Here is an 18,926-nt window from a genome sequence, read left to right as displayed (position 1 = left end):
CCTGAATTTATAGTGCTTGGCGAACTCCAATACAAAGTCGATGTTGTTGGGCAGGTAGATTTTCTCGAATAGCAGAGAGGATGCTGTAACAAGGGCGGGGCTGTCGATAAAAAGCCCAGAGCACCAAACGCCACTAAATGTTGTCAGGTATGACATTGGGGTGTGTGGGATGGTTTTGGCTGTTGGCAGGTTTGCTGTGCTGTTGTCTTCCGCTCGGTGCACAGTCGTTCTAGCCCGGGAGCTACGAATTGGAGGCGGCGGGAATTGAACCCGCCGCCCCCAGGTGGGGCCTACGCGCGGTTGAGGATGGATTCGACGGCGGCTTGGGCGATGGGATGGTAGCGCTCGGCGTAGCGCTTGAAGAGGCTGCGCGCGAGCACCTTGCCCTGTGAAGAGGCTGTCAGCGCTCCGTAGAGCGGCTTGAGGTACTTCATGCGCCCCACCTCACCCAGGAAGGCCTCGGTGCGGCCCAGTGCCGGCTCCCAGCCCGCCTTGAGCGCCGCCGCCAGCCACGCCACCAGCACCTCCGAGTTGTGGCTCTTCGTGAGGTGGAAGCGCTCGTCGAGCTGCCGGAACACGTCGCGCGACGTCCCCTGCGGCAGCCACTCGATGTAGAGCTGCCACTCGGCCGGGGTCCAGTCCTTCACGTCCTCCGCCGTGGGCACCTTGCCCTTCAGCTGGGCAATCCGCTCCAGCCGCTCCGAGCGCGGCACCGGCGCGCCCGCGGGGATGCCCGGCTTGTTCAGGTACGCGTCCGCGTCCACCTTCGCCAGCGCTCCTGGCAGGTGCTTGTCCACGAACGCCGTGAACGTCTCCGTGGTGAGCGCCTGGAAGCGGTGGGACTCGAGGTAGCGCCGCAGGAAAGCGTCGAAGGCCGGCCGGCCCACCGCGTCCTCCAGCGCGCGCAGGAAGAGGTAGCCCTTCTCGTAGGGCACCTGCGAGAAGGCCTCGTCCGGATCCACCCCCGTCAGGTGCGTGCGCAGCACGGTGAGCTGCGGGTGCTCGCGGAAGTGGTGGACGGCCTCCTCCAGCGCGCGCCGGCCCAGCGTGGCGTGCAGCAGGGCCACTTCCTGTCCGTAGAGCGCCTCGACGATGCGCCGCTCGGCGAAGACGGTGAAGCCCTCGTTGAGCCAGAAGTGCTCGGCCGACGCGTTGGTGACGAGGTTGCCCGTCCACGAGTGCGCCAGCTCGTGCGCCACCACGCTCACCAGGCTCTTGTCCCCCGCCAGCAGGCTCGGCGTGAGGAAGGTGAGGCGCGGGTTCTCCATGCCGCCATACGGGAAGGACGGGGGCATGGTCAGCAAGTCGAACCGCTCCCAGTCATAGTTTCCGAAGAGCGTCTCCGCTGCGCGCAGCATGGCGTCCACGTCCTCGAACTCCTCGGCGGCCGACTCCAGCACCTCGGGCTCGGCCCACACGCGCGAGCGCGGCCCCAGCTCCTTCGCCGCCAGCCGCCCCACCGCGAAGGCCAGCAGGTAGGGCGGAATGGGCTGCGGCATCTCGTAGTGCTCCACCGCCTCCACGCCCCGCTCCTCGCGGCCGACGAAGCCCGCGCCCATCACCGCCTTGAGCTCCTTGGGCACCGTCAGCTCCGCCCGGTAGCGGATGCGGATTCGCGGCGTGTCCTGGAGCGGTACCACCGAGCGTGCGTGGATGGCCTGGCACTGGCTGAAGAGGTACGGGTACTGGCCCCCCGCCGTCTGCGCCGGCGTCAGCCATTGCAGGGCGCTGGCCTGCGGGGACGTCCGGTAGCGAACGGTGAGCTGCTTCGTTCCCGGGCGCAGCTCCACGCGCAGGCGGCTGCCGAGAATCGGCTCGGGCGGAGAGAGCAGGAAGGGCAGGGGCTTGCCCTGAGCGTCCACCACCGCGCGGATGTCCAGCTCGCGAGTGTCCAGATCCAGAGGTCCCGCGGAGGCCTCCCGGAGGGTAAGTGTGGCCTCGGCATGCAGGCGGCGGGTATGGAAGTCCACGCGCGCTTTCCAGGTGAGGCGCTCGGTCTCGGGTTGGGTGTCGTCGTTGTACGAGTGGGGATCGAGTCGGGCCATGGGGGCACGCACCATAACCCTCCACCGGGAGACATGGGGGGCCCAAGAGCCGGTTGACTTTTGAATCAACCGGCGCAATGTCTCCTGCCATCCTTTTCACGTAGGGAGCCTCTTTCGATGACGACGCGGATCCGCAAAGTGGCAGTTCTGGGCGCGGGCGTGATGGGCAGCGGCATCGCCGCGCACCTGGCCAACTCCGGTGTGCGCGCGCTCCTCCTGGACATCGTGCCGCCCAAGGCGGCACCCGGTGAGGACACCGCCTCCAAGTCCTTCCGCAACAAGTTCGCCCTCGGGGCGCTGGCCAACCTGCGCAAGCAGAAGCCCAGCCCCATCGTGTCCGAGCAGGTGCTCTCCTTCCTCGAGGTGGGCAACTTCGAGGACGACATGGCCCGCATCGCCGAGTGCGACTGGGTCATCGAGGTGGTGAAGGAGGACCTGGGCGTCAAGCAGGCCACCTTCGCCAAGGTGGAGCAGCACGCGCGCAAGGGCACCATCATCAGCTCCAACACCTCGGGCCTGTCCATCAAGGGCATGCTGGAGGGGCGCGGCGCGGACTTCCGCAAGAACTTCCTCGTCACGCACTTCTTCAACCCCGTGCGCTACATGAAGCTCCTGGAGCTCGTGTCGGGCACGGAGACGGACCCCGAGGTAGTCCAGCGCGTCCACCGCTTTGGCGAGGAGGTGCTCGGCAAGGGCATCGTCTACGGCAAGGACACCACCAACTTCATCGCCAACCGCGTGGGCACCTACGGGATGATGCGCACCATCTCGGAGATGCAGAAGGCGGAGCTGTCCATCGAGGAGGTGGACAAGATCTTCGGCCCCGCCATGGGCCGCCCCAAGTCCGCCGTCTTCCGCACCGCGGACATCGTGGGCCTGGACACCTTCAGCCACGTGGCGAAGAACTGCTACGACACGCTCACCCAGGACGAGGAGCGTGAGGTCTTCGCCGCCCCCGACTTCCTCAAGAAGATGGTCGAGAAGGGGATGCTCGGCGACAAGAGCGGCGGCGGCTTCTACAAGAAGGACCGCAGCGCCGGGGGCAAGGACATCCTCGCGTTGGACCTCCAGTCGCTGGAGTACCGGCCGCAGGCCAAGGTGCGCTTCGAGTCGCTGGGCGCCGCCAAGGACGTGGAGAACGTGCGCGAGCGCGTGGCCACGGTGATGAATGGCCAGGACAAGGCCGCCAAGTTCGCCGAGCGCATCACCCTGGACGTGCTCGCCTACGCCAGCCGCCGGATTCCGGAGATCGCCGATGACGTGGTCAACGTCGACCGCGCCATGCGCTGGGGCTTCGGCTGGGACATCGGGCCCTTCGAGACCTGGGATGCCTACGGCGTGCAGAAGGGCCTGGCGCGGATGAAGGAGCTGGGCCTCAAGCCCGCCGCCTGGGTGGAGCAGATGGTGGCCTCGGGCCGCACGTCCTTCTACGGCGTGGCCGAGGGCAAGGACACCTACTGGGACATCCCCAGCAAGTCCGTGAAGGTGGTGCCGGAGAACGCCCGCACCTCGCGCGTGGAGTACCTCAAGCGCGGCAACAAGAAGATCACCGGCAATGAGTCCGCCTCCCTGTGGGACATGGGGGATGGGGTGACGCTGCTGGAGTTCCACTCGAAGATGAACTCCATCGACGACAACATCATCGCGATGATGAACACGGCCCTGGACGAGACGGAGAAGAACTTCCGCGGCCTGGTCGTGGGCAACGATGGGGCGAACTTCTCGGCGGGCGCCAACATCATGGCGCTGCTGATGGCGGCCAAGAGCGACGAGTTCGAGGCCATCCGCAAGATGGCGGCGGGCTTCCAGGCGGCCAACCAGCGCATGCGCTACAGCCCGGTGCCGGTGGTGACGGCGCCCTTCAACCTGACGCTGGGCGGCGGCGCCGAGTCGGCCATGGGCGGCAACGCCATCCAGGCCTCGGCCGAGCTGTACATGGGCCTCGTCGAGGTGGGCGTGGGCCTCATCCCCGGCGGCGGCGGCACCATGCAGCTCTTGCGCAACGTGTATGGCGCCTACGCGGCGGACAAGGACTTCGACGCGTTCCCCTTCATCAAGAAGGTGTTCCTGGCGATTGGCACGGCGAAGGTGGCCACCAGCGCCGAGGAGGCGCGCGAGCTGGGCTTCCTGTCGGCCAACGACGGCATCAGCGCCAACCGCGACTTCCTGCTGTCGGACGCGAAGCAGCGGGTGCTGGGCCTGGCCAACGCGGGCTTCCGCGCGCCCCGGCCCACGCGCTTCCGCCTGCCCGGGCCCAGCGGCTTCGCCACCATCGACATGATGCTCTACGACATGGAGCTCAACGGACAGGTGTCCGCGCATGACCGGAAGATCGCCCAGAAGCTGGCGCGGGTACTCACCGGCGGCGACACCAGCCCGTCCGTGCTGCTCACCGAGGAGCGGCTGCTGGAGCTGGAACTGGAGGCCTTCCTGAGCCTGTGCGGCGAGGAGAAGACCCAGGATCGGCTCATGTTCATGCTCGAGAAGGGCAAGCCGCTGCGCAACTGAGGCGGCGGCGTTACGGCTAGTTCCCACGTGATTCGAGATTTTGAAGCCCGGGGGTCGCTCCCCGGGCGAGGAGACAGACAGATGCCCAGTCGAGTCGTGATTGCCAGCGCGGTGCGCACCCCGTTCACCCGCGCGCACAAGGGAGAGTTCAAGGACACCCGGCCCGACACGCTCGCGGCCCTCGCCATCAAGGAGGCCGTCGCGCAGGTCCCCGGTCTGAAGCCGGAAGAGGTGGAGGACGTCATTCTCGGCTGCGCCATGCCGGAGGCGGAGCAGGGGATGAACGTGGCCCGCAACGCCGCGCTGCTCGCCGGCCTGCCGGACACCGTGCCGGGGATGACCATCAACCGCTTCTGCTCGTCGGGCACGCAGTCCATCGCCCAGGCGATGCAGGCCATCAAGGCGGGGTCCATCCAGGTCGCCGTGGCCGGTGGCACCGAGTCCATGTCCATGGTGCCCATGGGTGGCAACAAGGTGAGCGCCAACCCGGAGATCATGCAGAAGTTCCCCGAGGTCTACACCTCCATGGGCGCCACGGCGGAGAACATCGCCTCGCGCTACAAGGTGTCGCGCGAGGACGCGGACAAGTTCGCCTACGAGAGCCAGCGCCGGGCGGCCACCGCGCGCGAGCAGGGCAAGTTCAAGGAGGAGATCTTCCCCGTCACCACCACCGTCTATGACGAGGAGGGCAAGGCCCAGCAGGTGACGGTCTCGGTGGACACCATCCTGCGTCCGGACACCACGCTGGAGGGGCTGGCCAAGCTCAAGCCGGCCTTCAACCAGAAGGGCGTGGTGACGGCCGGTAACGCGTCGCCGCTGACGGATGGCGCGGCCGCCGCGGTGGTGATGAGCGAGGAGAAGGCCCAGCAGCTCGGCATCAAGCCTCTCGGCTACTTCCTGGACTACCAGGTGGCCGGCGTGCCGCCGGAGGTCATGGGCGTGGGCCCGGTGCCGGCGGTGAAGAAGCTGCTGGCGAAGAACAACCTCAAGGTCGAGGACATCGACGTCTTCGAGCTGAACGAGGCCTTCGCCGCGCAGGCGCTGCACTGCATCCGCGAGCTGGGCATCTCGCTGGACAAGGTGAACCCGAACGGCGGCGCCATCGCCCTGGGTCACCCGCTGGGCGTGTCCGGGACGCGGCTGGTGGCCACCATCCTGCGCGAGCTCAAGCGCCGCAACGGCCGCTACGGCGTGGTGACGATGTGCATCGGCGGCGGCATGGGCGCCGCGGCGCTCATCGAGCTGGCGAAGTAGTCACCGCCCCACCGGTTCTCACCGCACACGGCCCTTCCTGGCACTCCAGGAGGGGCCGTCGTGTTTCCGGGATACCCGCTCAGCTCTGGGCATCGCGGCGCTGACGGGAAACCCACACGGCGTAGCCGACGAGGAAGACGAGTCCGGCCAGCAGGCCCGCCGCGAGGCCCGCGTAGAGGGGCAGGAAGATGAAGAGCAGCGCGGACTGGGCATCGCTCCGGACGTTCACCCAGGCGAGCACCTGGGCCGCCAGGGAGAGCAGGGCGCCGGCCACCACCGCCGTGTCGAGCGCCCAGCGGAGGGGCGGGAATCTCCGGGCTGGGCCGCGAAGGGGGAGCACCAGGAGCGCGAGCCCCAGCACCGGCACCGTGGCGAAGGGGAGGAAGAAGGCCATCCGGGACAGGGCCTTCGAGGGGCCGCCCGCGAAGAGCGAGGAGAAGGCGTCCGTCCGCCCGAAGAGTTCCGTCACCCCCGCGCCCAGCGGGTGCACGAGCACTCCGAAAGCAGCCGCGGCCAAGAGCAGTTTCAGGTACGCCTTCATGGTGTCTCCGGTGTCGTTTCCGGAGGACAACCTAGAGGAGGCGTCGTCCATTCGCAGTAAACAACGGGGGTGGTGCTCGATAACCCGGTGTTATTGAGCGAGAGGCCGCTCCGAGTCCTCCACCGGGACTCCCGCCATCCGCAGCACCCGCAGGGCGTTGGTGGTGTCCACCACTCCCGGCCGCAGCTGGTAGTCGAACACCATCTTTCCTTCCTCCAGGTGATCGCGGAAGTGCATGTTCACCACCTTCCCGCCGTACTCGTCCGCCAGGCTCGCCAGGGAGAGGTCGTGCGTCGTCACCCCGCCGATCGCTCCCGTGGCCAGCAGCAGCCGCAGCACCTCGCGCGAGGCGATCTGCCGCTCCCGCGTGTTCGTCCCGAGGAGGATTTCGTCCAGCAGGAACATCGCCTGCCCCTTGGCCGCCGCCGCCGCGTCCAGCACGGCCTTGATGCGCTGCACCTCCGCGTAGAAGTACGAGACGCCCCGCTCCAGCGAGTCCTTCACCCGCATGCTCGTCAGCACCTGCAGCGGCGTGAGTGAGAAGGCCCGCGCGCACACCGGTGCGCCCGCGAGCGCCAGCACCGCGTTCAACCCCACCGCGCGCAGCAGCGTCGTCTTCCCCGACATGTTGGAGCCCGTGAGCAGCAGCGCGCTGCCCGGCCCCGGCAGCTCCACGTCGTTCAGCACCGGCGCGTCCAGCAGCGGGTGCCCCACGCCCTGGGCCTTCACCCTCGGCCCATCTCCCTCCACCGTGGGCCAGAGGAAGCCCGGCCGGTCGAACGCCAGCCCCGCCACGCACGAGAGCGCCTCCAACTCGGCCAGCGCCTCGAACCAGGCCCGCACCCGAGCCCCATGCCGCTCCCGCCACCGCTCCAGCGCGAACAGCGCGTGGATGTCCCACAGCGTGAACAGGTGCACCACCGCGTGGAACTGGTGCCGCTTGAACTCCACGAACGAGTAGAGCCGGCTGAAGCGCTTCAGGTTCGCCGACACCAGCGGCTCTCCCTCGTGCTGCAGTCCCGCCTGGAGCCGCCGCAGCGCCGGGTGCTCGAAGCGTTCACCCTCCACCCGCTCGAAGACGGGCGCGTAGCGCACGAAGCCGCGCTCGCCCGCGCTCATCCGCTCCTCCATCTGCCGCAGCGGAAGCTTCGTCGCCCACACCACCGCGAGCTGCGCCAGCAGCCCCGCCCACCACAGCGGCCGCGGCACCACCTCGAAGCGCCCCAGCACGAAGAGCGTCAGCGTCACCAGCGGCAGCACCACCGCCACCGGCCGGGCCCACCGGATGCCCGCGAGCGACGGCCCGCTCTCCGCCCACTGGATGAAGAGGCCCGGGTCCGCCTTCTCGTTCGACACCGTGCGCGCCTCCACGCACAGGTCCTGACGGAAGGCCACGCGGGGCGCCAGCTCGCGCGCCGCTCCCTGCCGCGCCACCACCTCCTCCGCCCGCGCCGGCCAGGACAGCCACGCCGCGAGCCGCTCCTCGCCCGCCCGTGTCGCCGTTTCGTTCATGAGCTGGAAGACGCTGCCCTGCCCGAAGACGTCCAGGTCCGCCGCGTACAGGTGCGAGCCCGTGAGGAAGCGCTCCCCCCGCTCGGCGAAGTCGTGCCAGCCCCGCGTCAGCCGTGCCAGCCCCCGCTCGTTGAGCGAGACGTACAGCCGCTGCCGCGCCTCGCGCAGGAAGACCTGGTGGTGCATCACCGCGAGCACCCCGTACACCGCCAGCGCCGCCCCGGCCGCCCACCACCCCGTCTTCGGCAGCTTGTTGAAGAGCACCATGCCCACCACCACCGCGCCCCCGAGGAACACGAGGGCGCGCAGGTTGGCGTAGTGGGCGCTGACCGAATCCAGCCGCTTCAGCTCCGCCTCGGCGGCGGCGCGGCGCTCGGTATACGTGGAGTGCGGAGAGGGGGACTCGGGGAGCGGAGTAGTCACTGGCGCGCGCATGCTGGGTCGCCCGGGCGGACAGGGCAAGCCCGGAGACGCGCGCGTTGCACGAAATGATGAACCCCGGCGCCAGTCCCATTCGAGGGGCGGCAACCGGGGCTCTCGTGGCCTCCTCACCCAGGGGGGAGGGGCCGGGGACTGCGGGACGTCACGGCGGGGAGGACTCCACCTCCGCCCCCCTCCCGGAGGGGAGAGGGGAAGACCTCAGGGAGAGGCAGGCGGAGGCGCTCACTTCTCCTTCGAGGCGATCTTGCGCAGGGCCTTCTGGTCGCGGATGCAGAGGATGCGACCCACATTGCCCAGCACGCCGTCGCGCTTCATCTCGTTGATGAGCGTGGACACGAACGAGCGGGAGGCGCCCACCAGGTCCGCGAGGTCCTGCTGGGTGATGCCGCGCAGGTCGGTCTCGCCGCCGTGCGGGCAGCGCTCGCCGTGGGCCTCGGCCAGGGTGAGGAGGGTGTCGGCCAGACGGGCCGGCACTTCCTTGAAGGTCAGGCCCAGCACGCGCTTGCGCAGGGCACGCACGCGCTCGGCGTAGGCGCGCACCACGTCCACCGCCAGGGCGGGGCGGGCCTCGAGCTGCGCGCGGAAGTCGCGGCCCTCGATGCTCCACACCTCGGCCTCACCGGAGGCGATGGCCATCTCCTCGACGGGCGTGCCCTCGGGGCGGAAGAGCTCACCGAAGAGGTCGCCGGGGCGCAGGATGCTCACCACCGAGCGCGAGCTGTTCTTGCCCAGCCGCATCAGGCGCACGCGGCCCGTCTTGAGCAGGTAGACGCGATCCGTGGTGTCGCCGGGGCGGTAGATGACCGAGTTGTGCGGGAAGGACTCGACCTTGAAGTAGCCCTTGAAGTCGATGGCCTCCTGACCGGGAACCAGCTTGTTCGCCGTGACCAGCATCCCGGAGGAGGTGGTCTGGATGGGGGCAACGACGTTGGAGCCGATGGGACCGAGGGGGCGATTGAAACCGTGCATGGCGGGCACTCCTGCAGGCGGTTGAAGGTTGGGTTCCTGTGCTGCGGACGGAACAGTCCCTTTCCAAGCTTTGTGCCAACCCGAACGCTTTTCCCAAGACGCGAAAAACCCTGGAATGACGGCTACTTGGCGCTACACCCCCCCTTTCTCACCTTCCGAGTGTCCGAAACCTGAAACAGAACGTTCAAACAGTATGATCAAGTTGAACGTTTCGTTCAATTCGTGCGGGGAGTTGTCGGACGCGTGACAGTGTCCGAAAGGCGGCCTTCGCCGGCTACGCCGGCTGGTCCTGTCGGACGGCGTACTTCTGGAGCTTGCGCTCCAGGGTGGGGCGACTGATGCCGAGGATCTGGCACGTCTTGCCCTTGTGGCCCTTGGTCACGGTCATCGCCAGTTCGATCAACATCCGCTCGGCCTCCTCGAGGGTCGGGATGTGGCTCGGATCGGCGATGGGAGAGACGAGGAAGTTGGGGAGGGTGGGGCCCCCATGGCCGTTGCCATGGCCATTGCCATGGCCGTTGGCGTGCTCGGGCTGCGCGGGCTCGAGCGCGGGCAGGTTGTCCGACAGCAGCACCTCGCCCGGGGCGAGCACCACCGCGCGCGTCAGCACGTTCTCCAGCTCGCGCACGTTGCCCCGCCAGGGCAGGCGCGTGAGGTGGTCCAACACCTCGGGCGGCACCCGGGTGACACGCTTGTGCACCTTCTCGTTGATGCGCTCCAGCAGGTGGTGCACCAGCGAGGGGATGTCGTCGCGCCGCTCGCGCAGCGGGGGGAGCTGGAGCGTGATCACCTTGAGGCGCTGGTAGAGATCCTCGCGGAAGCGCCCGGCCGCCACCTCCTCGGAGAGGGTGCGGTGGGTGGCGGCGATGACGCGGGCGCGCAGCTTGATGCGCTTGACGCCGCCCACGCGCTCGAACTCGCGCTCCTGGAGCACGCGCAGCATCTTGGCCTGGAGCGTGAGCGACATGTCGCCGATCTCATCCAGGAAGACGGTTCCGTCCTCGGCCACCTCGAACTTGCCCTGCTTGACGGCGTTGGCGCCGGTGAAGGCGCCCTTCTCGTGGCCGAACAGCTCGCTCTCCAGCAGCGTGTCCACGATGGCCGAGCAGTTGATGCCGATGAAGGGCTTGGGCTCGTCGTAGGAGTAGTTGTGGATGACGCGGGCGATGAGCTCCTTGCCCGTGCCGCTCTCGCCGTGGATGAGCACGGTGGCGCGGCTGGCGGCCACCTTGCCAATCTCCTTGACGAGCTGCTGCATCGACGGGCTGGTGCCCACGATGTCGCCCAGGCGCGCCACCGCCGTCTCCACGTTCACCGTGGCCGCCCGGCGCGAGAGCTGCCGGTACTCCAGGGCGCGAGACACCACGATGTCCAGGGCGGCCAGGTCCGGGAAGGGCTTGTGGATGTAGTCGAAAGCCCCGGCCTTCATGGCCCGGATGGTGGTCTCCATGTCGTGGAAGGCCGTCACGAGGATGATGCGCGCGTCCCCGCACAGGCTGTTGAGCTCCTCGATGATGTCCAGGCCCGTGCGGTCCGGGAGCTTCATGTCGAGGATGACGACGCCGGGCATGACCTCCTGTGCCACCCGCAGGCACTGGGCGGCGCTGGTCGCCGTCACCACCTGGTAACGCGGAGAGCCTTCGTGCTCGATGTCCTCGAAGTGCATCTTCAAGGACTCGAGCAGCGAGATGTCGTCGTCGACGATGAGGAGCGTCTCCATGGTCTTCAGGCGGCAAACGTGAGCGTGAACACCATTCCGGCCTCGGGTCCGGACGCGACGGAGATGTCTCCGCCCTGGTGGAGCAGCACGCGGCGCAGTGCGGCCAGGGTCAGCCCCGCCCCCCGCGCCAGACGGCACTCGAAGGGTTCGAAGAGCGTGGCGCGCTCCTCCTCGGACAGGTCACCGGCGGGATCCTTCAGCACCAGCTGCACCCGGCCCTGCGGATCCACGCGGATGGCCACGTCCAGGTTGCTGCCCTCGGCGAGCCCCATGGCCACGTTGAGCAGCACCTGGGCGAGCACCGGCCGCAGCCGCGCCGCGTCCACCTTCACCCGGGGCACGTCCGGCGTCTCGTCCACGCGCACCTCCACGCGGCGCTCGGCCAGCTCCGGCGCCACCATGGCCATGGCCTCCTGCACCAGCGTGCGCGGCGGGTGCTGCTCCAGCACGGGCGAGGTGCCCCGGCCGTACTCGGACAGCAGCCACAGCATCCGCTCCAGGGTGCGGATCTCCCGGTTGGCGATGGTCAGCCGGCGCTGGTCCCTCTCGGACAGGCCCGTGTTCCGCGCCAGCGTCTGCACCGCCATCTTCACGGAGCTCAGGGGGTTGCGCAGCTCGTGGCTGAGCTGCGAGGCGAGCCCGGAGAGCTGCACCGGCGGCGCCCCCTCCAGCATCGTGCGCAGGTCCACCACGGCGGCGGTGGCCTCGCCCTCGTCCAGCCCGAGCGCCAGCCGCAGCGGCACCGGGTCTCCCGAGCCGAGCGCTCCATAGAAGAACTCCACCTTCTTCCGGGCCTCGCTCCGGGCCAGGGCGTCCAGCTCGCGTGCGCGCTCGATGCTGGTTCCCAGCACCACATGGAGGGGCCGGTCCTTCAACTCCGAGGCCGGACGGTGCAGCACGGTCTCACAGGCTCCCTCCACGCGCGTCACGCGCAGGCTGGGAGACCATGAAAGCTGGACGGCTTGGAGCAGGGGGAGGTTCATGGCAGGTGCGAAACATAACGAGACAGCACCCCTCCTGTCCCCCTACATCCGAGGTGGTTCCCCTGGAGAATCCGCCACTTGGGGCTCTTCCCCCCTGGGGAGAGGCCCTGACGGACGCCCGTCTGTTCGCCAGCTGACGGTCGGCTCTCCCCCCGATCCGGAAGTCCGCCAGGACGCAAGTCCGCGAAATTCGAGGGAAGTGCGATCATCCTCCCGATGACGGATAGAGGGCGGGCGGGGAGACGGGTACTTTGCACATCGTCGGTGGTGGCCACCCCGCCACCCGCTCACCCCAGGAGAGTTCCATGACCGCCAAGAACCTGAAGAAGCAGCTCCGCAAGCAGCGCCGTGGCCAGGGTATGACCGAGTACATCATCATCGTGGCCCTGATCGCCATCGCGGCGATCGGCGTCATCACCCTGTTCGGCAACAACATCCGCCGCCTGTTCGGCGCCTCGGCCGACGCGCTCGCCGGTGAGACCTCCGTGAGCTCCGGCGCCAAGACGGCGACCGACAAGCTGAAGGCGAAGGACCTGAAGACCTTCGGTCAGAACAACGCGGAGCAGTAGTCCGCATCGCGACCCCGGTCGCGCCCGAGGGCGGTCCCGAGAGGGGCCGCCCTTCGTCTTTGCGGGCCTCAGCTCCCGAAGCCCAGCCGGCGCAGCATGACGCGGCGGATGCTCGGGATGCGGAAGCGGTAGATGAGGGCGTCGGCGAAGTAGTGGGCGAGCACCACGGAGAAGCTCAGGGTGGTGAGCACGCGCAGCAGCGCGTGGGACTTCAGGTCCGCGGCCGCGGAGCTCACCAGGCCCTGGGCGGGCCCGGAGATGAGCAGGTGCACCACGCCCAGCGCCACCAGCGGCAGCATGGACAGCACCATCACCGGCCAGATCCACGCGCGCCCCACGCGGGACGGAGCATCCCCCTGGCGCGGCTCCATCATCCGGGCGGTGAGCAGGTAGTACTCGAGGCCGTGCAGGGCGGGCAGCATCACGTTGCCCCAGGCGGGGGCCACCAGGGTGAGGCCCGTGCCGAGCGCCACCGTGAAGAGGTAGAGCACCTTGGGGCCGCTGGCCGTCCCGGAGCGCAGCACGGTGCGGAACAGCAGCAGGAAGTAGCCGAGCCACACCCCGAGCAGCACCGCCAGCGCGCCATGGGGCAGGGGAGTGCCCTGGCGGATGTCCAGGTAGGGCGTGTCGTCGGGGCGAGGCGTCTCGGCGACGAAGAAGAAGCGCACCAGCACCAGCGTGAGCATCAGCGGGACGAACGCCTGCTGCAGCCGCCGCTCGAGCGGGGCGGGCGCGGGGAGTCCCGCCTGGTGCCCGCGCAGCATGTGCAGCGCCCAGAAGCCCTTGTTCTGCGAGAAGGTGTGGTGCAGCCCGAAGACGTTGAAGAGGACGGCCACCACATAGGCATGGCCCCGGATGTCCACGTAATAGAGGGAGAGCAGCAGCCCCCCCACCGCCAGCATCCCGAGGCTCCCGAGCAGCACGAGGCGGGGCTGGCGCGGCTCGGCGGTGAGCACGTCCCGGTGCACCGCGAAGAGCAGGAAGGTGAGCACCACGTGGGTGCCGTTGCCCAGAATGTACTGGGCCGACCAGATGGCCATCCGGTTGACGGTCCCGGACACGGGCTCGGCGAACATGGTGCTCAGCGCCCAGGCCAGCACCGTCAGGGCCACGGGCACCAGGAGCAGGAGGCCATCCATCCGGGGGGAGAAGAGCCAGAGGCCCCGGAAGGAGAGGGTGCCCGCCGGGGTGTCGGACGGAGGAGTCAGCGCGGCGGTGGGGCTCTGCGGCGTCATCACCTCGGGAGTCTAGCGCTTCTCGGCCACCGGCATGAAGACGCGGAAGGTGGTGCCTTTGCCGAGCTCGCTCGACACCTCGATGCGTCCGCCCATCGCCGTGACGATGCCGTGGCAGATGGAGAGCCCCAGCCCGGTCCCCACCCCCACCGGCTTGGTGGTGAAGAAGGGCTTGAAGAGCCGCTGGAGGTTCTCCGGGGCGATCCCCGTCCCCGTGTCCTCCACCGAGATGACCACCCACCCCTCCTCGGAGCGCGCGGTGGTCAGGCGGACCTTGTGCCCCTTCGCGTCGCCCTCGGGGATGGCCTGGGCCGCGTTGACGAGCAGGTTGAGGAAGACCTGCCCGAGCCGGGACTCGTTGCCGAGCACGGGCGGCAGCGTCTCGTACGCCTTCTCCAACTGCGCGCGGTGGCGGATCTCACTGCGCGCGAGGCTCGCGCACGAGTCAAGCACCGCGTGGATGTCCACCGGGCCGTACCGCTCGTCCTCCCTGCGCGCGAAGCCCCGCAGGTCGCGCACGATGTGGCGCATGCGCTCGCCGCCCTCCATCGCCTCCTGGAGCGCCTGTCGGATCTCCTTCACCTGCTCGCCGTCGAGGGGCTTGTCCGTCCCGCCCAGCTCGTCCACCGCGTAGCGCAGGTTGCTCAGCACGTAGGAGATGGGGTTGTTGAGCTCGTGGGCCACGCCCGCGGCGAGCGTGCCCAGCGACACCATCTTGTCCGTGGAGCGCAGCTTCTCCTGCACCTGCTTGCGCTCGGTGATGTCGCGCGCGATGGACACCACCGCAGGCTCGCCGTCGAAGGGGACGGAGAACGTCACCACCTCACCCACCACCTCGTGGCCCACGCGGTGCCGGAAGTGGACCTCCCGGGCGGCGCCGACCTCGGATGGCTCGACGAACGCGTCGAGCTCCCCGGGGAGCAGCAGTTCCTCCAGCTTCCGGCCCTGGAGCGCCTCCGCGTGCGCGTGGCCCAGCAGGGCGACGGCCGCGGGATTGGCGAAGAGCAGCGTGTCCTCGCGGTGGACGAAGATGGCGTCCGGCGTCCGCTCGATGAGGGTGCGGAAGCTCTCCTCTGAGCGCAGCAGGGCCTCCTGGTTCTGGCTGATCCGCTCCGCCATCTCGTCGAAGGCGCGGCCCAGCGTCCCCAGCTCGTCCATTCCCCGCAGCCCCGCACGCACGTCCAGCTCCCCTCCGGCGAGCCGGTAGGCGGCGGACTCCAGGCGCCGCACGCGCTGCCCCAGGACGAAGTGGAAGACGAGCCCCATCAGCCCGGCGACGAGTCCCAGCAGGAGGCTCGCGCGCAGCGCGGAGCGCTCGGCCCGGTAGCGCTGGGCCGTCTTGAGCCGGGTGAGGTCTTGCTGGAGGTAGAGGAGGCCCACCCGGCGCCCCTGGGTCACCGTGTCGAGGGCGATCGGATAGTAGCCCACCACCTGCCTGCCATCCGCGCTGACCTGGACGTCCCCGCTCAGGCTCCGCCGGACGGCCGCCATGCGTTCGAGGGCCTCGGGGCTGGTGAGCTCCGGCCAGGCCTCCTGTCCTGGCCGCCCGAGGAGCGCGAGCCGGGTGGAGGCCAGCACCGTCTGCTGGTCATCGAGGAGCAGCCCCACCCGCAGCTCGGGATTGGACCCCAGGCCCGAGACCTCCTCGCGCGCCGCCTCGAGCTGCTCGGTGCGCAGCAGGTGCTCGAGTGTCCCCTGCAGGTGCGTCATCCGCAGGGTCACTTCCTCGCTCACGTGCTCCTCCACCTGCTGCTCCCGCAGCTCCACGTCGCGGTGCAGGGTGTAGAGGCCGAAGAAGCACGCGTAGGCGAGCAGCAGCAGCGGGACGAGCACCCGCATCGACAGGAGCCGGTGCCACCCCGCGCGCCGGACCTCCACCGGGGTGCTCACGGCGCCACCCGCAGCAGCGGCGAGGCGTTGAGGATCCGCGTGGCGCTCGGCCGCTCCGACAGCAGCTCGTGGCGCCGCAGCATGTCCCCCAGCCGCTCGATGCTCTCCTGCAGGCGGGGTGGGGCACCGGTGAGCTGGGCGTGCTGATCGCGCTCGTCCATGAGGTGGATGCCCGACAGGGCCTCGCTGAACCGTTGCGCGTCCATGCCCAGCCGCCGCGCCATCCGGCTCGCGCTCTCCTGGGGGTGCTTCCGGGCCCAGGCGAGCGTGGCGAACCAGCCGCGCAGCAGCGCGTCGACCTGCTCGGGGTGGGCCTCGATGAACTGTTTGCGGACGATCAGGACGTCGACGATCTCCCCGGGGATGTTCGAGCTGTCGAAGAGCCTGCGCGCGCCCACGTCCGCCAACCGCCGACAGTACGGTTCGAAGGTCACCACCGCGTCCAGCGCGCCCCGCTGGTAGGCCTCCACATGGGTCTCCAGCGGTTGGATGTCCAGGCGCACGTCCTCGCGCTTCAGCCCGGACTTCTCCAGCACGCGGCTGAGCATGTACAGGCCGAGCGTCGAGTCCTCGGAGCCAATCCGCCGGCCCTCGAGCCCGGCGAGCCCGTCCACCTCGGGCCGCGCCATCACGCAGTCCGCTCCGTTCGAGCCGTCGAGCACCAGCACCACCTGCGGCTCATGGCCGAGCTGCTCGAAGAGGAGCACCTCCTCGAGGCTGGCGGTCATGGCGTCGATGGCGCCGTTGCGAAATGCCCGGACGACCTGTGCGGAAGACACGTACTCCACCAGGTGGACACGCTGGGAGGGGAACAGGCCCAGCTCCCGGCCGAGGAAGAGGGGCTCGTAGCCGGGCCAGGGAATCGTTCCCACCCGGAGCCGGGGCTCGGGCGCCGGAGTGCAGGCGGACACCATCAGCAGGACCGTCGTCAGCAGCCAGCCCTGTCGTCGCAGCGCGTTCATTGGGACGGGCCGAGCGTATCAAGTGGGGCGGTTGTTTTCCCGCCGGGAAGATCCGCTCGCCCCGCCGTTTCTCATCCCGAATGAATGCCCTCTCCCTCCCACGCTTCGCCTGGCCCCCCCCGCCGCCTGCCTTGACGGGCTGGGACCGGCCGGTCCAGGCTGCCCGCGTGGCATCTGCCCCCCCCCTGACAGCCAGGCGTTGGCCGCCCTCGTGCGGCAATACGAGGCCGTCCTGCTGGCCAAGGCCATGCACCTGTGCGGCAACCCCACCGACGCGCGCGACCTGGTGCAGGACACCTTCGAGCGCGCGCTGCTCAAGCTCGACCGCTTCCGCGAGGGGACCAACGCCCAGGCCTGGCTGTTCACCATCCTCCACCACCTCTTCATCGACCGCTGCCGCTCCCGGACTCGCGAGCGCCGCGCCGATGTCTCCGTCGAGGACGTGCAGGAGCGCGTCGCCGCTCCCGTGGAGGATGACGCCCCGGCCTGGGCCGCCATCGGTCCCGAGCAACTGCGGACCGCGCTGGCGCGCATCCCCGAGGAGTTCCGCGTGGTGTACCAGCTCCACGCCATCGAGGGCCGCTCCTACATCGAGATCGCCGAGCGGCTCGGCATCCCCAAGGCCACCGTGGGGACTCGTCTCATCCGGGCCCGCCGCAAGCTGCGTGAGGTGCTGATGCCCACCCGGCAGGAGGCCGAAGCGTGAGCGACATCGACATCCACGACAACGTGCATGCCTTCGCGGACGGCGAGCTGGAGCCCGCCGAGGCCGAGGCCTTCCGCGACCACCTGGGCACCTGCGAGCGCTGCCAGACAGAGCTGGACGACATCCTCCAGCTCCAGGTGCTCGGCTCCCAGTTGTCCGAGCAGGGTGCCACCCTCCCCATGCGCCCCGTGGAGCCCACCGCGCCGCCGTCGCGCGCCTTCCGCCCCGCCTGGAGCCGCCGCCGGGTGGGACTGGCCGTGGCACTGGGAGGCTCGCTCGCCGCGGCCGTCACCCTGGCCGTGCTGTCCGGGCCCGGAAAGGACATGCCCGGGACGGTGTCCTCCGAGGCGCTGGCGCTCGCGCCCACGCGCTCGCTGGAGGCCCGGCTCAGCTACGAGGGCGCGGCCGGTTACCGCCCCTATGGCGTGATGCGCTCCGGCAACGAGCAGCCCCGCGAGACGGTGCCGCTCAAGACGCTGACGCGCATGGAGGAGAAGGGGGACTTCCACGGCCTCGCCATCGGCGCGCTGCTGGGCGGCGACCGCGAGCAGGCCGTCTCCTACCTCCAACAGGCGAGCGGCTCGCCGGACGTGGAGTGCGATCGCGCGGTGCTGGCCCTCTCTAAAGGAGAGCTGGAGCAGGCGCTCACGCTTCTCGACGGGGTGCTGGAGAAGACGCCGAAGCACCCGCAGGCGCTGTGGAACCGGGGCCTCGTGCTGCGGGAGCTGGGGCTGGAGTCGCTCGCGGCGGAGAGCTTCCGTCAGGTGGCGGCCCTCGGGGAGCCCGGTTGGAGCGAGGAGGCCCGGGAGCGCGCCGACGCCCTCGAGCGACAGGGGCGGGAGCGCCGCGGCCGCTGGGAAGCCGCGGGGCGCGCGGGCAGGGCGCTGGTGGAGCAGGGGACGCCGCTTCCCGAGGGCACTGTGCGTGATGCGCCGTCGCTCGTGCGCGGGTACCTGTACCTGGCCGCCTGGTCCTCGCCCACCGCCGAGCGGGTGCGCGCGCTGCTCCCGGTGGCACGGGAACTGGATGCCCTCCAGGGCAACGGCGTGCTCCAGAAGTACGTCGAGGACACGGCGCGGCGCGACTTCCGGAAGCGAGGTCCTCTGGCCGCCACCTTCACGAAGGTGCTCGCGGGGCAGCTCGCTCCGGCCGAGGCCGAGGCCTGGCTCCAGCAGCTCCAGGCCGCGGGCCAGCAGGATCTGCTCCTGGGCGCGCTGCCCCTGATGACCCAGCTTCCCGCGCGGCTGCCGGAGTACGAGGCCGCCGCGCGCGAGGTGGGTGACCCCTGGTTCGCGGCGAACGCGGAGCTCCATCGCGCCCGGGGCCAGCTCGCCGCGGGCCAGCTCGCCGAGGCCCGGGCCACGCTGGTGGCGGCGCTGCCCACGTGTGAGCAGCAGCGGCTCGACTCGCGCTGTGTCGAGATGGAGGCGCTGGCGAGCCGCGTCTCCCTCGCGGAGAAGAAGCCGGCCGAGGCGCGCGAGCGGGCCCTGCGCGGCCTGAATCGGGCACGGGCCCTGGGCGATGCCGGACTGGAGCTCCAGTTCATCCAGCTGCTGGGCGAGAGCGCGCGCCTCGGCAACGCCCCCGCGCT

At 69.7% G+C, this 18,926-nt stretch carries 14 protein-coding genes; 5 read left to right on the top strand and 9 right to left on the bottom strand.

Annotation, left to right across the window (positions count from 1 at the left end; all coding sequences use genetic code 11):
- Nucleotides 1-290: 290 nt before the first annotated feature.
- The gene (locus VF697_RS33315; protein ID WP_331101350.1) at nt 291-2,045 is read right to left on the bottom strand and encodes a M1 family metallopeptidase; all 1,755 of its coding nucleotides are present in this window, start codon (nt 2,043-2,045) and stop codon (nt 291-293) included.
- A 117-nt stretch (nt 2,046-2,162) separates the two neighbouring features.
- Here VF697_RS33315 and VF697_RS33310 point away from each other — a divergent pair, with 117 nt between their 5' ends.
- Both VF697_RS33310 and VF697_RS33305 read left to right on the top strand, forming a co-directional pair.
- Complete coding sequence (locus VF697_RS33310) at nt 2,163-4,553, top strand: 3-hydroxyacyl-CoA dehydrogenase/enoyl-CoA hydratase family protein (RefSeq protein WP_331101348.1); 2,391 nt, start codon at nt 2,163-2,165, stop codon at nt 4,551-4,553.
- An 81-nt stretch (nt 4,554-4,634) separates the two neighbouring features.
- Nucleotides 4,635-5,807: a thiolase family protein gene (locus VF697_RS33305; protein ID WP_331101346.1), complete on the top strand. Its 1,173-nt coding sequence runs from the start codon at nt 4,635-4,637 to the stop codon at nt 5,805-5,807.
- A gap of 79 nt (nt 5,808-5,886) precedes the next feature.
- Here VF697_RS33305 and VF697_RS33300 read toward each other — a convergent pair whose 3' ends face one another.
- The 5 genes from VF697_RS33300 to VF697_RS33280 form a co-directional block, all read right to left on the bottom strand.
- Nucleotides 5,887-6,348, bottom strand: coding sequence for a hypothetical protein (locus VF697_RS33300; RefSeq protein WP_331101344.1), 462 nt, complete (start codon nt 6,346-6,348; stop codon nt 5,887-5,889).
- A gap of 90 nt (nt 6,349-6,438) precedes the next feature.
- The gene (locus tag VF697_RS33295; protein ID WP_331101343.1) at nt 6,439-8,295 is read right to left on the bottom strand and encodes a MutS-related protein; all 1,857 of its coding nucleotides are present in this window, start codon (nt 8,293-8,295) and stop codon (nt 6,439-6,441) included.
- 228 nt (nt 8,296-8,523) lie between these two features.
- Nucleotides 8,524-9,270: a Crp/Fnr family transcriptional regulator MrpC gene (mrpC, locus tag VF697_RS33290; RefSeq protein ID WP_331101342.1), complete on the bottom strand. Its 747-nt coding sequence runs from the start codon at nt 9,268-9,270 to the stop codon at nt 8,524-8,526.
- 274 nt (nt 9,271-9,544) lie between these two features.
- Nucleotides 9,545-10,990, bottom strand: a complete 1,446-nt coding sequence (locus tag VF697_RS33285) for a sigma-54 dependent transcriptional regulator (RefSeq protein WP_331101341.1) — start codon at nt 10,988-10,990, stop codon at nt 9,545-9,547.
- Between the two features lie 5 nt (nt 10,991-10,995).
- Complete coding sequence (locus VF697_RS33280; RefSeq protein WP_331101339.1) at nt 10,996-11,973, bottom strand: HAMP domain-containing sensor histidine kinase; 978 nt, start codon at nt 11,971-11,973, stop codon at nt 10,996-10,998.
- Between the two features lie 305 nt (nt 11,974-12,278).
- On the opposite strand from VF697_RS33280, the gene VF697_RS33275 reads away from it, so the two are divergent.
- A complete protein-coding gene (locus tag VF697_RS33275) occupies nt 12,279-12,542 on the top strand; it encodes a hypothetical protein (protein ID WP_331101337.1) in 264 nt (87 codons plus the stop codon).
- A 68-nt stretch (nt 12,543-12,610) separates the two neighbouring features.
- Here VF697_RS33275 and VF697_RS33270 read toward each other — a convergent pair whose 3' ends face one another.
- The 3 genes from VF697_RS33270 to VF697_RS33260 are packed head-to-tail and all read right to left on the bottom strand — an operon-like array spanning nt 12,611 to nt 16,629.
- Entirely contained in the window at nt 12,611-13,777 is a 1,167-nt protein-coding gene (locus VF697_RS33270) for a hypothetical protein (RefSeq protein WP_331101352.1), read from the bottom strand.
- 12 nt (nt 13,778-13,789) lie between these two features.
- Complete coding sequence (locus VF697_RS33265) at nt 13,790-15,667, bottom strand: ATP-binding protein (protein ID WP_331101335.1); 1,878 nt, start codon at nt 15,665-15,667, stop codon at nt 13,790-13,792.
- Nucleotides 15,664-16,629: an ABC transporter substrate-binding protein gene (locus VF697_RS33260; RefSeq protein ID WP_331101334.1), complete on the bottom strand. Its 966-nt coding sequence runs from the start codon at nt 16,627-16,629 to the stop codon at nt 15,664-15,666. The genes VF697_RS33265 and VF697_RS33260 overlap by 4 nt, the downstream gene beginning before the upstream one ends.
- Before the next feature lie 211 nt (nt 16,630-16,840).
- Between VF697_RS33260 and VF697_RS33255 the strand changes: the two genes are divergently transcribed.
- Nucleotides 16,841-17,335, top strand: a complete 495-nt coding sequence (locus VF697_RS33255; RefSeq protein ID WP_414641376.1) for an RNA polymerase sigma factor — start codon at nt 16,841-16,843, stop codon at nt 17,333-17,335.
- On the top strand, nt 17,332-18,926 hold a 1,595-nt coding region (locus tag VF697_RS33250; RefSeq protein ID WP_331101330.1), incomplete at its 3' end, for an anti-sigma factor family protein. The genes VF697_RS33255 and VF697_RS33250, both read left to right, overlap by 4 nt.

The sequence above is a fragment of the Archangium sp. genome, assembly GCF_036388035.1.
Lineage (GTDB): Bacteria > Myxococcota > Myxococcia > Myxococcales > Myxococcaceae > Archangium.
This window is presented reverse-complemented; position numbering and strand designations above follow the sequence as displayed.

Excerpts from the sequence above, each read along its gene's own strand:
- VF697_RS33315 (WP_331101350.1), bottom strand. The coding sequence starts at position 2,045 with ATGGCCCGACTCGATCCCCACTCGTACAACGACGACACCCAACCCGAG.
- VF697_RS33310 (WP_331101348.1), top strand. The coding sequence starts at position 2,163 with ATGACGACGCGGATCCGCAAAGTGGCAGTTCTGGGCGCGGGCGTGATG.
- VF697_RS33305 (WP_331101346.1), top strand. The coding sequence starts at position 4,635 with ATGCCCAGTCGAGTCGTGATTGCCAGCGCGGTGCGCACCCCGTTCACC.
- VF697_RS33300 (WP_331101344.1), bottom strand. The coding sequence starts at position 6,348 with ATGAAGGCGTACCTGAAACTGCTCTTGGCCGCGGCTGCTTTCGGAGTG.
- VF697_RS33295 (WP_331101343.1), bottom strand. The coding sequence starts at position 8,295 with ATGCGCGCGCCAGTGACTACTCCGCTCCCCGAGTCCCCCTCTCCGCAC.
- mrpC (WP_331101342.1), bottom strand. The coding sequence starts at position 9,270 with ATGCACGGTTTCAATCGCCCCCTCGGTCCCATCGGCTCCAACGTCGTT.
- VF697_RS33285 (WP_331101341.1), bottom strand. The coding sequence starts at position 10,990 with ATGGAGACGCTCCTCATCGTCGACGACGACATCTCGCTGCTCGAGTCC.
- VF697_RS33280 (WP_331101339.1), bottom strand. The coding sequence starts at position 11,973 with ATGAACCTCCCCCTGCTCCAAGCCGTCCAGCTTTCATGGTCTCCCAGC.
- VF697_RS33275 (WP_331101337.1), top strand. The coding sequence starts at position 12,279 with ATGACCGCCAAGAACCTGAAGAAGCAGCTCCGCAAGCAGCGCCGTGGC.
- VF697_RS33270 (WP_331101352.1), bottom strand. The coding sequence starts at position 13,777 with ATGACGCCGCAGAGCCCCACCGCCGCGCTGACTCCTCCGTCCGACACC.
- VF697_RS33260 (WP_331101334.1), bottom strand. The coding sequence starts at position 16,629 with ATGAACGCGCTGCGACGACAGGGCTGGCTGCTGACGACGGTCCTGCTG.